Origin of the sequence: Lysobacter firmicutimachus (genome assembly GCF_037027445.1) — a bacterium.
Taxonomy (GTDB): domain Bacteria; phylum Pseudomonadota; class Gammaproteobacteria; order Xanthomonadales; family Xanthomonadaceae; genus Lysobacter; species Lysobacter firmicutimachus.
This window is the reverse complement of record NZ_JBANDL010000002.1, coordinates 3,398,433-3,411,560: the sequence shown is the minus strand read 5'-3', so window position 1 is coordinate 3,411,560 and position 13,128 is coordinate 3,398,433. Positions and strand designations below refer to the sequence as shown.

Genomic DNA, 13,128 nt, shown 5'->3' with positions numbered 1-13,128 from the left:
GGCCGCGACAGGGGCCGCCGGGATTGATCGGCGGCCCTCACGCCACCATCTGTCCTACGTTCCCGTTGCGCAGGGGCGCGCGATCGGCGTTTTTCGCCGTCCGCCCGTCCACGCGCCGTCCCGGCCGCCTAAGATGGCCCCACCACGACTTCACGGCTCCCTCATGACCCTTCCTCTGCAGATCGCCGAAACCCGCCTCCTGCTGCCCGCCGGGCTCGACGCCGGCGGCCTGGAGCGCAGCTTCGGCGCCTTGCTCGGTCCGGGCGTCGATTTCGGCGATCTCTACTTCCAGCACGCACGCCGCGAGAGCTGGAGCGTCGAGGACGGCATCGTCAAGGACGGCTCGCATTCGATCGAACAGGGCGTCGGCGTGCGCGCGATCAGCGGCGAGAAGACCGGCTTCGCCTATTCCGACGAGATCAACGGCGAGGCGCTGCTGGCGGCCTCTCGCTCGGCGCGCGCGATCGCCCGCGAGGGCAACGCGCATGCGGCCCGCGCCCTGGTCCGCGGCGGCGGACGTTCGCTGTATCCCAGCGAAGACCCGATCGATTCGGTCGCCAACGAGACCAAGGTCGAAGCGCTGCGCCGGCTCGACAAGCTGCTGCGCGCCGCCGACCCGCGGGTCAAGCAGGTCATCGTCAGCCTCAGCGGCGGCGTCGACACCATCCTGGTGGCGCGCAGCGACGGCGTGCTGGCCGGCGACGTGCGCCCGCTGGTGCGGCTCAACGTGCAGATCATCGTCGAGCACAACGGCCGCCGCGAAAGCGGCTATGCCGGCGGCGGCGGCCGCTACAGCTACGCCGAACTGCTCGGCGGCGACCGCCCCGAGCGTCTGGCGCGCGAGGCGCTGCGCCAGGCGCTGGTGAATCTGGACGCGATCGACGCGCCGGCCGGGGTGATGCCGGTGGTGCTCGGCTCGGGCTGGCCCGGCGTGCTGCTGCACGAAGCGGTCGGCCACGGCCTGGAAGGCGATTTCAACCGCAAGGGCACCTCGACCTACGCCGGCCGCATGGGCCAGCGGGTCGCCGCCAAGGGCGTGACCATCGTCGACGACGGCACCCTGGAAGGCCGCCGCGGCTCGCTCAACATCGACGACGAGGGCACGCCGACCCACTGCACCCCCCTGATCGAGGACGGCGTGCTGGTCGGCTACATGCAGGACACCCTCAACGCGCGCCTAATGGGCATGGCGCCGACCGGCAACGGCCGCCGCGAGTCCTTCGCCCATCTGCCGATGCCGCGCATGACCAACACCTACATGCTCGCGGGCAGCCACGACCCGGAAGAGATGATCCGCTCGGTCAAGAAGGGCCTGTACGCGGTCAATTTCGGCGGCGGCCAGGTCGACATCACCAGCGGCAAGTACGTGTTCTCGGCCACCGAGGCGTATCTGATTGAAGACGGCAAGATCACCGCGCCGGTCAAGGGCGCGACCTTGATCGGCAACGGCCCAGAGACCATGCAGCGGGTCCGCATGATCGGCCACGACCTGGCCCTGGACGAGGGCGTGGGCGTGTGCGGCAAGGACGGACAGAGCGTGCCGGTCGGCGTCGGCCAGCCCTCGCTGTTGATCGACCAGCTGACCGTCGGCGGTACCCAATCGTGAGCGGCGCCGCGCTGCGGCGGGCGCCGCCGCTCAGCGCGCCGGGTCGAGCGCGCGCAGATCGCGCAGCGGCCGGCGCGGCGTGCCGTAGCGGCGCTTTATCGTCCGCGCCCGCAGCGCCAACCGCTTGAGTTCGTTCCTGTCCGCCGCCGGATGCTCCAGCGCGAAGGCGTCGCCGGCCGCGATGCCTTCGGCGACGAAGCGGGTGCGCCGGGTTTCGACGCGCAGCAAGGCGTCGTCGATGACCGCGGCGCTGGCCCGTGGCGCGGTTCAGTCCTGCTCGGGCAGCGCGTCGTCGGCGTCGTCGCCGGCCTCGCGCGCACCCAGGATCGCATCGCGCAGCTCGCGGTACAGCTCGCGGAAAGCGTGCGGCGGCTTGTTGCGCTTGCGTTCGTCCAAGGTGTTGCGGACCAGTTGGCGCAGGCGCTGGCGATCGGCCTGCGGGTACTCATCCAGCAGTTCGGCCAACGCGGCGTCGCCGCCTTCGAGCAGGCGTTCGCGCCAGTTCTCGACCCGGTGCATGGCCGCGACTTCGCGCCGCGCCGCCTCGCCGTTCTCGTCGAGCGCGTCGCGCAGCGCCTCCAGCACTTCGTCGTCCTCGCGCCGCATCTGCTTGGCCAGATACGCCAGCTGGCGCTTGTGGGCGATGTGGGCGGTGATGCGCTTGCACTCGCGAATGTGCGGCAACAGCGATTCAGGCACCGGCAGCTTGGCCAGCTGGGCCTCGCTCAGCGACACCAGTTTTTCGCCCAGGGCCAGCACTTCCAGCGCCTCGCGCCGGTTCTGGCTGCGGCTGGGGCTGAAGAATTCGCCGGTGTCTTCGTCTCTGCCGCGCATCGCAAAACCTCTCTCTAACCTGCAAACTGAACAAGAATCGGCGGCGCCCGCGGCGCCGCACAGCGTAAGGATAAGACATTGAACGCAGTCGCCCTGAGTTCCGCCGCTCCGGCCCATACCTTCGCCGACCCCGAAGCGCGCCTGGACGCGCTCGCCGACCTGTCCCAGCGCCTGCTGGCGGCGGCCCGGGCGCGCGGCGCCAGCCAGGCCGAGGTCTCCTGCTCGGAGGAGACCGGCCTGAACGTGAACGTGCGCATGGGCGAGGTCGAGACGGTCGAGGCCACCCGCGACCGCGGCATCGCCGTGACCGTCTACTTCGGCCAGCGCAAGGGCAGCGCCAGCACCGCCGACCTGCGCGACGAGAGCCTGGAGGCCACGGTCGAGCAGGCCTGCGCGATCGCCCGCTACACCGAGGACGACAGCGCCGCCGGCTTGGCCGACGCCGCGCTGATGGCCACCGATCTGCGCGAATTCGACACCTGGCATCCGTGGCTGATCGACGCGGACCGCGCGGTCGAGCTGGCCCTGGCCTGCGAAGCGGCCGGGCGCGCCGCCGATGCCCGGATCGAGAATTCCGACGGCGCTTCCATCGGCACCGGCGCCAGCCTCGGCGTCTACGCCAATTCGCACGGCTTCGTCGGCCGCGAGCGCAGCACCCAACACAGTCTGGGCTGCGCGCTGATCGCCGGCCGCGGCGATGGCATGCAGCGCGACGGCTGGTACAGCTCGGCGCTGGCCGCCGAAGACCTGGAATCGGCCGCCAGCGTCGGCCGCCGCGCCGGCGAACGCACCGTCGCCCGGCTTGCGCCGCGGCAGATCCCGACCGGCGAATACCCGGTGCTGTACGCGGCCGAAAGCGCGCGCTCGCTGATCGGCCATCTGCTCGGCGCGGTCAGCGGCGGCGCCCTGTACCGGCGCGCCAGTTTCCTGGTCGACAGCGTCGGCAGCGCGTTGTTCCCGTCCTGGTTTCAGCTCGACGAACAGCCGTTCCTGCCGCGCGGCTTCCGCTCCACCGCGTTCGACGCCGAAGGCGTGGCCACGCGCGAATCCTCGCTGGTCCGCGCCGGCGTGCTGCAGCGCTACGTGCTCGGCAGCTATTCGGCGCGCAAGCTCGGCCTGCAGACCACCGCCAACGCCGGCGGCGTGCACAACCTGCAGGTCGCCGCCAACGCCGGCGATTTCGACTCGCTGCTGCGCGACATGGGCCGTGGCCTGTTGGTCACCGAACTGATGGGGCAGGGCGTCAATGCGGTCACCGGCGATTACTCGCGCGGCGCCGCCGGTTTCTGGGTCGAGAACGGCGAAATCCAGTACCCGGTCGACGGCATCACCATCGCCGGCAATCTGCGCAACATGTTCGCGGCGATCGAAGCGGTCGGCAGCGACGTCGACTATCGCTCGCATGTGCGCACCGGCTCGATCCTGGTCGGACGCATGACGGTCGCCGGCGAATCGGCCGAAGACTGAGAACCGCTAAGCGCTATCGCACTGCGGATCGGGCGCGGCCCCGATCCGGTCAACCTAGGCTCAGCTGAGGCGTTCATCCTGGGAGTCCACTTCCGGGAGGCCGCATGAGCGCAAGCAAGGCGACGGCCGCGAATCGTTTCGGGCTCGGCGCGAGGCCGGGCGAACTCGAGCGCAGCGGCGACGGCCGCGAGATCCTGCTCGCCCAACTCGCGCGCTCGCCGGCGCACAGCGAGTTCCAGGGGCTGCCCAGCAGCGCGGCGACGATGCTGCTCGAACACAAGCAACTGGCCGCCTCGCGCGAGGCGCGGGCGCAGCGCAAATCCGCCGCGGGCGCGATGTCGGCCGATGCGGCGCCGGCGATGGCCGCGCAGGCGGCGGGCGCCGAGCCGGCCGCGGACAGCGGCCGCGACGGTCCCGCCGACCGGCGTTCGGCGGCCTTGCGGCGCGAACTGCGCGAACAACAGTCGCGCGAGTACGCCGCGCGTTTCAGCCACGCCGCGCATACCGACGCGCCGTTCGTCGAACGCCTGGTGCAGTTCTGGTCGAACCATTTCGCGGTTTCCGTCGACAAGGGCGACACCCGCCTGTACGCGGCGCCGATGGAGCGCGAGGCGATACGGCCGCACGTGCTCGGCCGCTTCCAGGACATGCTGCTGGCGGTGGAAACCCATCCGGCGATGCTGCGTTACCTGGACAACGCGATCTCGATCGGCGACGACTCGGCCGTCGCGCAACGCGCCGCACAGCTGCGTCGCGAGCGCCGCGGCCTCAACGAAAACCTGGCGCGCGAAATCCTCGAACTGCACACCCTCGGCGTCGACGGCGGCTACCGCCAGGACGACGTGATCGAGCTGGCGCGCGCGATCACCGGTTGGAGCGCGCTCAACTCCAACGAGGCCCAGGACTACGGCGATCGCGCGCCGGGCAGCGGTTTCGTGTTCCGCGCCCGCACCCACGAGCCCGGTGCGCGGCGCGTGCTCGGCCGCGACTACGCCGAAGGCGGGGTCGAGCAGGGACGCGCGGTGCTCGCCGATCTGGCCCGGCATCCTTCGACCGCGCGCCATCTGAGCTTCAAGCTCGCCCGCCATTTCGTCGCCGACCAGCCGCCCAAGGCCCTGGTCGAGCGCATGGCCCAGGCCTATCTGCGCGAAGCGGGCGATCTGCGCGCGATGTACCGGGCGATGGTCGAAAGCGACGCGGCCTGGAGCGCGGACGCGTGCAAGTTCAAGACCCCGAACGATTTCGTGATCTCGGCGCTGCGCGCAGGCGAGCTGACGGTCGATGCGCGCGCCCTGACCGGCCTGCTTTCGCGCCTGGGCCAACCGGTGTTCACGCCGCGTTCGCCGGCCGGCTTCGCCGACACCGCGGCCGATTGGAGCAGCCCGGACGGATTGTGGAAGCGCATCCAGGCCGCGCAGATGTTGGCCGCGCGCGTCGACGGCCGCGGCGCCGCACCGTATCCGCGCGCGCTGGCGGTGCTCGGCGAATCGGCGGTGCAGGGCGATTTCGCGATCGGCCTGCGCCGCGCCGGTTCGGCCAGCGAAGGTCACGCGCTGCTGTTCGCCAGTCCTGCGTTCCAGTGGAGGGCATGAAATGGATCCGCAACGCCGAGGCCTGCTCGCCGCATTCGGCGCGAGCGCGCTGCTGACCTTGTTCCCGGCGGCGGCCGGCGCCGCCGGCCGCGCCGGCGCGGCCGCCGACACGCGTCTGCTGCTGGTGCTGTTGCGCGGCGGTCTGGACGGCCTGCATTGGCTGCCGCCCTACGCCGATCCTGCCTATGCGCGCCTGCGCGCCGCCGCTGCGGTGGAGGAGCCGATCCGTATCGACGGCCTGTTCGGGCTGCACCCGGCGATGACCCGCACTGCGGCGATGTACCGCGCCGGACAGGCGCTGCCGGTAGTGGCGATCGCGCCGCCGTACCGGGCGCGTTCGCATTTCGACGCCCAAGACTGCCTGGAGAACGGCACCGCGCGTCCGGGCGGCGCGCGCGACGGTTGGCTCGGCCGCTGCGTCGGCGCGTTGCCGGCCGGCGAATCCGGGCTCGCGGTCGCGGCGGTGATGCCGTTGGCGCTGCGCGGCAACGCGCGCGCGAGCAACTGGTGGCCGCCGTTGCCCAAGGCGGTCGATCCGCAACTGCTGCAACTGCTGCGTCCGCTGTATGCGGCCGATCCGCGGCTGGACGAGACCTTCGAGCGCTCGACCCGGTTCGCCGAGCAGGCGCGGGCGGGGGCGGGCGTGTTCGATCTGGCCGAGGCCATGCGCGTGGCCGGCGAGCGCATGGGCGTCGACGGCGGGCCGCGGATCGGCTTCGTCGAGGACAGCGGCTGGGACAGCCACCGCAATCAGGCGCCGCAATTGGCGCGCAAGCTGGCCGAACTCGATCGCGGCCTGGCCGCCGCGCGCGACGGCTTCGGCGCGGCCTGGTCGCGCACCGTGGTCGCGGTGGTGACCGAGTTCGGCCGCACCGCCCAGATCAACGGCACCGGCGGCACCGACCACGGCACCGGCGCGATGGCCTTGCTGTGCGGCGGCGCGGTGCGCGGCGGGCGCATCGCCGGCGACTGGCCCGGGCTGGGCCCGAATCAACTCAACGAAGGCCGCGACCTGCGCACCACCACCGATCTGCGCGCGCTGTTCAAGGCGCTGGCCGGCGAGCATCTGGGCGTGCCGGAGCGGGTGCTCGAAACCGGCCTGTTTCCCGACAGCCGCGCGATCGCGCCGCTGTCCGGCTGGCGTGCGACCTGAGTCGCAACGCGCGCGTGCGTCGGGCCCGGCGAGGGCCCGATGGCCGGATCGCAGGCCGGGCTACGTTGCACGGCGCGGCCGCGGCCGCAAGCGGTCGCGTGCTTATTCTGTGACACAGAAAGGTTTATGATGCCGGCGAGGGCGACAATGTCCGCCGTGGACCTTGTCGTCTACCGTCAACGCGGCTGTCAAAAGCACGGCCAACACACGACCATCAAAACGTAGGGGAAGCGTAATGAACGAAATCAGTCAGGACGAGAAGACTTGGGGCATGCTGGCTCATCTGAGCACGTTGGTCGGTTTGATCATTCCCTTCGGCTCGGTCCTCGGCCCGCTGGTGGTCTGGCTGATCAAGAAGGACACCATGCCTTTCGTCGCCGAGCAGGGCAAGGAAGCGCTCAACTTCAATATCACCGTGCTGATCGCCTTCATCGTCAGCGCGGTCCTGACCATCGTGCTGATCGGCTTCCTGCTGATGCTGGTCGTCGGCCTGGCCTGGCTGGTGCTGACCATCCTCGCCGCGCTGGCCGCCAACAAGGGCGAGTCCTACCGCTATCCGATGACGCTGCGCCTGGTCAACTGATCGCGCGCGACATCGTTGCGAGGCACGACGAAGGCGGACTCCGGTCCGCCTTCGTTTTTTCATGTCGTTCTTGCGCAGGTGCATGCATCCGCAGGCATGCGGCGCGTGCCTGCGGCGATCGGTCAGGAGAGAAACGCAGCGCGGCCGCGACGCCGCGCGCGGCGCCGCTTCAGCGGTCGCGTTCGATCGCCAGGCGGCCGAGCGCGCGCAAGGCCTGTGCGCGTTCGCCGAACGACGCCAATGCCTGGTCCATGACCGCGGCCAGTTCGTCCAGGCGCGCGCGCGAGGCGTCCAGGCCGATCAGCGCCGGGAAGGTGGACTTGTCCTGAGCCGCGTCCTTGCCGGCGGTCTTGCCCAGGGTCTGGCTGTCGCCTTCGACATCCAGGATGTCGTCGCGGACCTGGAAGGCGAGGCCGAGCGCCTGCGCGTAGCGGTCCAGCGCGGCCAACGCGTCGCTGTCGGCGCCGCCGCACAGCGCGCCCATCCGCACCGCGGCACGGATCAGCGCCCCGGTCTTGAGCGCATGCAGGCGCTCCAGCGCCGCCAGGCTGAGGCGTTCGCCGCGGCCGGTGGCGTCGATGTCCAGCGCCTGGCCGCCGCACATGCCGGCGACGCCGGCCGCTTCGGCCAGGCTGCGCAACAGCGCGACCCGCACGTCGGCCGCGGCCGGCGCGTCGGCCAGCACGGCGAAGGCCAGCGATTGCAGCGCGTCGCCGGCCAGGATCGCGGTGGCCTCGTCGAAGGCCACATGCACGGTCGGCTGGCCGCGGCGCAAGGCATCGTCGTCCATCGCCGGCAGGTCGTCGTGGACCAGCGAATAGGCGTGGACCAGTTCGACCGCGCAAGCCGGCGCGTCCAGGGTCTCGGGCGCGGCATCGAACAGCGCGCCGCTGGCGTAGACCAGCAGCGGCCGCATGCGCTTGCCGCCGAGCAGCACGGCATGGCGCATCGCCCGGTGCAGGCGTTGCGGTTCGGCCTCGGCATCGGGCAAGGCGCGGGCCAGGGCGGCGTCGGCGCGCCCGCGCCAGGCGCTCAGGCGGTCCTCGCCCGGACGGGCGTCAGGCATCGATATCGCTGCCCGGCGGGCCGGCGTTGCCGAACGGTTCGGCGCCGGCCGGGTCCTGCGGGTCGCTCAGCAGGCGCACGCGCAGTTCCGCCTGTTCCAGCGCGGTCTGGCAGCGCCGGTACAGGCCGACGCCGCGTTCGTAGGCGGCGAGCGATTCTTCCAGGCTCATTTCGCCGTGTTCCATCTTCTCGACCAGTTGCTCGAGCGCGTCGAGCGACTGTTCGAAATCGGCCACCGGCGAGGCTTCGTTGGCGGGTTTGCGAGGCATGGGAGAAGTGTGCGGCCGCTCCTGGACCGGGTCAATGCGGCGCAGGCGCGCGCCGTTGCGGCGACGGCTCAGTTTTGCCAGATCAGGCGTGCGCCGCGTTCGCGCAGCCAGCCGTCCAGCCGCGCCGAGTACAGCAGGTCGCCAGCGGCCAGCAGCTCGCCGTCCGCAGCACTCAGCAGCGGCAGCCGGCGCCGTTCCCAGGGGGGCACGCCGAGGTCCTGCAGCGCGTGTTTGAGCGTGTGGCCGTGGGTCCGCCCGGGCAGGACGATGCGTTCGCCGCCGCGGCGCGCATGCGCGCGCAAGGGCGCCGGGAACGCGTCGGCGCCGAGCAGTCGCCATTGCCCGCCGCCGGGCAGGGCGAGGCCGGCGCGGCCGTCCCAGACCGTGCTCCAGTCGGCCGGCAGGGGCGGGCGTTGCGGCTGTGCATGCAACAGGTCGCGCCAAGCGCGGACCACCGCGCCGTGCCAGGCGAATTCGGCCTCGGCGTCGGCACGCGCGTGGAGCAATTCGTCCTCGATCCGGGTCGCGCCGGCGGCCGGTAGCGGCGGCAGGCCCAATGCGGCGATCCAGCGCCGCAGCACCCGCGCGCGTCGCGCCGGCGGCAAGGCGCGCAAGGCGCGGCGCGACAGCGCCTGCGGATCCAGGCTGCGCGCCCCGGCCAGCGCCAGCGCGTCGCCTTCGTCGAGCAACTGCGCGGCCTCCTCCTGCAACCGCGCCGACAGGGCGAACGCGGCATCGGCTTGCGGCCAGCGTTCACGCAGCAACGGCAGCACGCGCAGGCGCAGGAAATTGCGATCGAAGGCCGGGTCGGCGTTGCTGGGGTCGTCGATCCACTCCAGCCCCTGCGCTTGCGCATAGGCCAGCAACTGCGCGCGCGACAGCGACAGCAGCGGCCGCCACAGCATGCCGCGGCCGCAATCGCGGCGCTCGCGCATCGCCGCCAGTCCGTCCGGGCCGGAGCCGCGCAGCAGGCGCAGCAGCAGGGTCTCGGCCTGATCGTCGCGATGGTGGGCCAGGACCAGGGTCTCGCCGGCGCCCAGGTCGGCGGCGAACGCGGCATGGCGCGCGCGCCGCGCCGCGGCCTCCGGGCCGTCGCCGTGGCCGGCTTCAACCGATACCCGCGAAACGGTCAATTCCAGGCCGAGCCCGGCGCAGATTCGCGCGCAATGCGCCGCCCAGGCGTCGGCCTGCGGATGCAGGCCGTGGTGCACATGCCAGGCCCGCAGGCCCTGCGCGCGCGCCTGCGGCGAAGCCGCCAAAGCGTGCAGCAGCGCGCCGGAATCCAGGCCGCCGCTGTAGCCCACGCACAGCGGCGTCGCCGGCAGTTCGCGCAGGGCGGAGGCGATCGCATCGGCGGGCGAGAGGGGCATGCGTTCATGGTGCCACGGCGACGGGACGCAGCAACCCATCGGTGATGCTGCGCGCGAAGTCGGGGCTCGTTACCGTTTTTCCCATCATCCACTCCAGGAAAACCGCCGTGTCCCGGCTTTTCGCTCCGCTCACGCAACGGTCGCTGACCTTGCGCAACCGCCTGGTGGTCTCGCCGATGTGCCAGTACTCGGCCGTCGACGGGTTGCCGAACAACTGGCATCTGGTCCATCTCGGCAGCCGCGCGGTCGGCGGCGCCGGGCTGATCCTGAGCGAAGCCAGCGCGGTCTCCGCGGAGGGGCGCATTTCGCCGGCCGACACCGGCTTGTGGAATGCCGCCCAGGCCGAGGCCTGGCACCGGATCAACTGCTTCCTGCGTTCGCGCGGCACCGCGGTCGGCGTCCAGCTCGGCCACGCCGGGCGCAAGGCCAGCGTCGAAGCGCCCTGGCTGGGCGGCAAGCCGGTCGCGCCGGCCGACGGCGGCTGGCGGCCGGTGGCGCCGTCGGCGCTGCCGTTCCGCAGCGAGTCGCCGGTACCGCGCGAGTTGTCGCCGATCGAGATCCGCACCGTGGTCGACGACTTCGCCGCCGCCGCGCAGCGCGCGCTCGACGCCTGTTTCCAACTGGTCGAGATCCACGCCGCGCACGGCTATCTGCTGCACCAGTTCCTGTCGCCGCTGTCGAACCGGCGCGACGACCGCTACGGCGGCGACTTCGACAACCGCACCCGACTGTTGCGCGAAGTACTGGCCGCGGTGCGCGAAGTGTGGCCGGAGCGGCTGCCGCTGTGGCTGCGCATCTCCGCGACCGACTGGGCCGACGGCGGCTGGGACATCGAGCAGAGCGTGGCCCTGGCGCGCGAGGTCAAGGAGCTGGGCGTCGACCTGATCGACGTGTCCAGCGGCGGCCTGGTGCCGACCGCGCGGATTCCGGTCGAGCCCGGCTATCAGGTGCCGTTCGCCGCGCGCATCCGTCGCGAGGCCGGCATCGCCACCGGCGCGGTCGGTCTCATCACCGAGGCCGCGCAGGCCGAGCGCATCGTCGCCGACGGCGAGGCCGACGTGGTGTTGCTGGCGCGCGAGTTGCTGCGCGATCCGTATTTCCCGCAGCGCGCCGCGCGCGAGCTGGGCGCGAACCTGCAGGTACCGGAGCAGTATCAGCGCGCTTGGGGCTGAGTGTTGGGCGCACGATCGGCGTGCGCAGCGAAGCCGATCACCGGATACGACGGTTTTCGCTGAGCGCTCTGATGCGTGGGCCATCGGGGCCCGGTTATGGGCGTCGCGTGGTGGTGCAAGCGCCGATGCGCATGCGCGCGGGCGGAGATTGCTCGGCGGTATTTGCCGGAATCAGCCCGGCGCGGCCGAGCAGGAACGCATAGCGTCGGCGAAACCGCTCGGGGTGGCAGGCCGGGTCGAAGTAAGACGCGCCGTGCGGCAGCACCAGCAAGGCGATCTGTTCGGCGGCGTTCAGTCGCTCCGGCGGCAGGCCGTAGTAATGCGCGGCGGCGGCGACGATGCCGTTGAGCGGGCGCCGCCCCGCATCCAGGCCGAAATGGCTGCGCTCGAGCAGATAGTCGATCAGCTGCTCGCCGCTGCGTTCGCGGCTGAGCGCGATGCCCAGCGACAATTCCGCCTGATGCCGGCGCAAGGTCGGACCCGTCGGGGGCTCGAGTTGTACGTGCATCGCACGCGCAGCCTGGGTCAGGATCTGGATTGCCGCCGACGGTTGCCCGCGCGCCGGATTGGCAACGGCGAGTGCGCGCGCCGCCTTCCACGCCACCCGCGGCGCGCTCAGCCGCGGCAACCGGATCTCGCCCTGGCCGCCATGCGCGCGCCAGTACAGCCGGCGCAGTTCGGCCGGATACGCGCGCTGCGCTCGCGGCAGCTCGGCCGGAACCCCGGCCAGCCCCAGCCAGTAGAAGCCGTAGCTCAGCGCGACCGCCAGGCAGAACAGCGCCAACGGCAATGCGGCCGCATAGCAGAACGCCCGCAGCAACCGGCTGCGGGCGTCGTCGCGTCGCGATCGGGTCCGGACGTCCATGTCCGCGTCGTCGCCGCGTTACGCGGCTTCGTAGGCGCCGTAGCTGCGCAAGCGCTCGTAGCGGCGTTGCAGCAGCTGCTCGGTCGGCACGCTTTCCAGCGCGTCGAGTTCGTTCAACAGCACGGCCTTCAGGCGGGTCGCCATCTGCTTGGGATTGCGGTGCGCGCCGCCGATCGGTTCGCGCACGATCTTGTCGACCAGGCCGAGGTCGTGCAGGCGCTTGGCGGTCAGGCCGAGCTGCTCGGCCGCGTCCTTGGCCTTTTCGGCGGTCTTCCACAGGATCGAGGCGCAGCCTTCCGGGGTGATCACCGAGTAGGTGCTGTATTCCAGCATCAGGGTGCGGTCGCCGACGCCGATCGCCAGCGCGCCGCCCGAGCCGCCTTCGCCGATCACGGTGCAGATCACCGGAATCTTGAGTTCGGCCATCTCCATCAGATTGCGCGCGATCGCCTCGGACTGGCCGCGCTCTTCGGCGTCGATGCCCGGCCAGGCGCCGGCGGTGTCGATGAAGGTCAACAGCGGCAGGCGGAAACGCTCGGCCAGCTTCATCAGCCGCAGCGCCTTGCGGTAGCCCTCCGGGCGCGGCATGCCGAAATTGCGCTTGATCTTGCTCTTGGTGTCGCGGCCTTTCTGATGGCCGATGACCACCACGCTGCGGCCGGCGATGCGGGCCAGTCCGCCGACGATGGCCTTGTCGTCGGCGAAGGCGCGGTCGCCGGCCAGTTCCTGGAACTCGTCGCACATCACCCGCAGGTAATCCAGGGTGTAGGGGCGGGCGGGATGGCGGGCCAGCTGGGAAATCTGCCACGACGAGAGGTCGCGGAAGATCTGCGCCGTGCGCAGGCGCAGCTTGTCCTGCAGGGCGTGGATTTCGGCATCGATGTCGACGGCCGGGCCGCTGCTGGCGTGGCGCAGTTCCTGGATCTTGGCTTCCAGGTCGGCGATGGGCTGCTCGAAGTCGAGGTAGTTCGGATTCATTCGGGGGCCGTGGGCCTGGGACGAGGCACAGTCTAGCCTAGGGGGGCGGACCGTACCGAGGGGCATGGGGAGCGGCGGGGACCGAGTCAAGAGGAACGGGGCATCGGTGGCACTTCCCGGGCGTGAGCGAGGCCACGGTTCCGGGCTTGGCAGCGGTGCAAAGGAACGGGGAAC

The 13,128-nt window shown here is 71.4% G+C and carries 13 protein-coding genes; 6 read left to right on the top strand and 7 right to left on the bottom strand.

Going from position 1 to position 13,128, the window contains the following annotated elements; genetic code table 11:
• Positions 1-163 precede the first annotated feature (163 nt).
• Positions 164-1,606: a metalloprotease TldD gene (gene tldD, locus V2J18_RS14810; protein WP_064748770.1), complete on the top strand. Its 1,443-nt coding sequence runs from the start codon at positions 164-166 to the stop codon at positions 1,604-1,606.
• A 30-nt stretch (positions 1,607-1,636) separates the two neighbouring features.
• Here the strand turns inward: tldD and V2J18_RS14805 are convergent, their stop codons facing one another.
• Complete coding sequence (locus tag V2J18_RS14805; RefSeq protein ID WP_064748771.1) at positions 1,637-1,834, bottom strand: hypothetical protein; 198 nt, start codon at positions 1,832-1,834, stop codon at positions 1,637-1,639.
• 39 nt (positions 1,835-1,873) lie between these two features.
• Positions 1,874-2,440 (bottom strand): ribosome biogenesis factor YjgA, encoded by a 567-nt coding sequence (yjgA, locus tag V2J18_RS14800; RefSeq protein WP_064748772.1) that lies wholly within the window; start codon positions 2,438-2,440, stop codon positions 1,874-1,876.
• A gap of 78 nt (positions 2,441-2,518) precedes the next feature.
• On the opposite strand from yjgA, the gene pmbA reads away from it, so the two are divergent.
• The 4 genes from pmbA to V2J18_RS14780 all read left to right on the top strand — a co-directional run bounded on the left by pmbA (position 2,519) and on the right by V2J18_RS14780 (position 7,235).
• Complete coding sequence (gene pmbA, locus V2J18_RS14795) at positions 2,519-3,907, top strand: metalloprotease PmbA (protein WP_064748773.1); 1,389 nt, start codon at positions 2,519-2,521, stop codon at positions 3,905-3,907.
• Positions 3,908-4,011: 104 nt separating this feature from the next.
• Positions 4,012-5,499 (top strand): DUF1800 domain-containing protein, encoded by a 1,488-nt coding sequence (locus V2J18_RS14790; protein WP_336132138.1) that lies wholly within the window; start codon positions 4,012-4,014, stop codon positions 5,497-5,499.
• 1 nt (position 5,500) lies between these two features.
• On the top strand, positions 5,501-6,652 hold the full coding sequence (locus V2J18_RS14785) for a DUF1501 domain-containing protein (RefSeq protein ID WP_336132137.1): 1,152 nt from the start codon (positions 5,501-5,503) through the stop codon (positions 6,650-6,652).
• Positions 6,653-6,887: 235 nt separating this feature from the next.
• On the top strand, positions 6,888-7,235 hold the full coding sequence (locus tag V2J18_RS14780; RefSeq protein WP_064748776.1) for a DUF4870 domain-containing protein: 348 nt from the start codon (positions 6,888-6,890) through the stop codon (positions 7,233-7,235).
• Between the two features lie 169 nt (positions 7,236-7,404).
• Here V2J18_RS14780 and ispA read toward each other — a convergent pair whose 3' ends face one another.
• The 3 genes from ispA to tilS all read right to left on the bottom strand — a co-directional run bounded on the left by ispA (position 7,405) and on the right by tilS (position 9,939).
• A complete protein-coding gene (gene ispA, locus V2J18_RS14775; RefSeq protein WP_064748777.1) occupies positions 7,405-8,301 on the bottom strand; it encodes a (2E,6E)-farnesyl diphosphate synthase in 897 nt (298 codons plus the stop codon).
• A complete protein-coding gene (locus V2J18_RS14770) occupies positions 8,294-8,569 on the bottom strand; it encodes an exodeoxyribonuclease VII small subunit (RefSeq protein WP_064748778.1) in 276 nt (91 codons plus the stop codon). The genes ispA and V2J18_RS14770 overlap by 8 nt, the downstream gene beginning before the upstream one ends.
• A 68-nt stretch (positions 8,570-8,637) precedes the next feature.
• Positions 8,638-9,939: a tRNA lysidine(34) synthetase TilS gene (gene tilS, locus V2J18_RS14765; protein ID WP_336132136.1), complete on the bottom strand. Its 1,302-nt coding sequence runs from the start codon at positions 9,937-9,939 to the stop codon at positions 8,638-8,640.
• A gap of 44 nt (positions 9,940-9,983) precedes the next feature.
• Here tilS and V2J18_RS14760 point away from each other — a divergent pair, with 44 nt between their 5' ends.
• On the top strand, positions 9,984-11,111 hold the full coding sequence (locus V2J18_RS14760; RefSeq protein WP_425606028.1) for an NADH:flavin oxidoreductase/NADH oxidase: 1,128 nt from the start codon (positions 9,984-9,986) through the stop codon (positions 11,109-11,111).
• A gap of 94 nt (positions 11,112-11,205) precedes the next feature.
• On the opposite strand, the gene V2J18_RS14755 is transcribed toward V2J18_RS14760, so the two are convergent.
• On the bottom strand, positions 11,206-11,976 hold the full coding sequence (locus tag V2J18_RS14755; protein WP_064748781.1) for a transglycosylase domain-containing protein: 771 nt from the start codon (positions 11,974-11,976) through the stop codon (positions 11,206-11,208).
• Between the two features lie 18 nt (positions 11,977-11,994).
• Entirely contained in the window at positions 11,995-12,954 is a 960-nt protein-coding gene (locus V2J18_RS14750; protein ID WP_064748782.1) for an acetyl-CoA carboxylase carboxyltransferase subunit alpha, read from the bottom strand.
• Positions 12,955-13,128: the final 174 nt, after the last annotated feature.

Bases quoted from the DNA above. Each gene is read 5' to 3' on its own strand.
- tilS (WP_336132136.1), bottom strand. From the start codon at position 9,939: ATGCCCCTCTCGCCCGCCGATGCGATCGCCTCCGCCCTGCGCGAACTG.
- V2J18_RS14750 (WP_064748782.1), bottom strand. From the start codon at position 12,954: ATGAATCCGAACTACCTCGACTTCGAGCAGCCCATCGCCGACCTGGAA.
- V2J18_RS14760 (WP_425606028.1), top strand. From the start codon at position 9,984: ATGCTGCGCGCGAAGTCGGGGCTCGTTACCGTTTTTCCCATCATCCAC.
- tldD (WP_064748770.1), top strand. From the start codon at position 164: ATGACCCTTCCTCTGCAGATCGCCGAAACCCGCCTCCTGCTGCCCGCC.
- V2J18_RS14790 (WP_336132138.1), top strand. From the start codon at position 4,012: ATGAGCGCAAGCAAGGCGACGGCCGCGAATCGTTTCGGGCTCGGCGCG.
- V2J18_RS14770 (WP_064748778.1), bottom strand. From the start codon at position 8,569: ATGCCTCGCAAACCCGCCAACGAAGCCTCGCCGGTGGCCGATTTCGAA.
- V2J18_RS14785 (WP_336132137.1), top strand. From the start codon at position 5,501: ATGGATCCGCAACGCCGAGGCCTGCTCGCCGCATTCGGCGCGAGCGCG.
- V2J18_RS14755 (WP_064748781.1), bottom strand. From the start codon at position 11,976: ATGGACGTCCGGACCCGATCGCGACGCGACGACGCCCGCAGCCGGTTG.
- V2J18_RS14780 (WP_064748776.1), top strand. From the start codon at position 6,888: ATGAACGAAATCAGTCAGGACGAGAAGACTTGGGGCATGCTGGCTCAT.
- yjgA (WP_064748772.1), bottom strand. From the start codon at position 2,440: ATGCGCGGCAGAGACGAAGACACCGGCGAATTCTTCAGCCCCAGCCGC.
- ispA (WP_064748777.1), bottom strand. From the start codon at position 8,301: ATGCCTGACGCCCGTCCGGGCGAGGACCGCCTGAGCGCCTGGCGCGGG.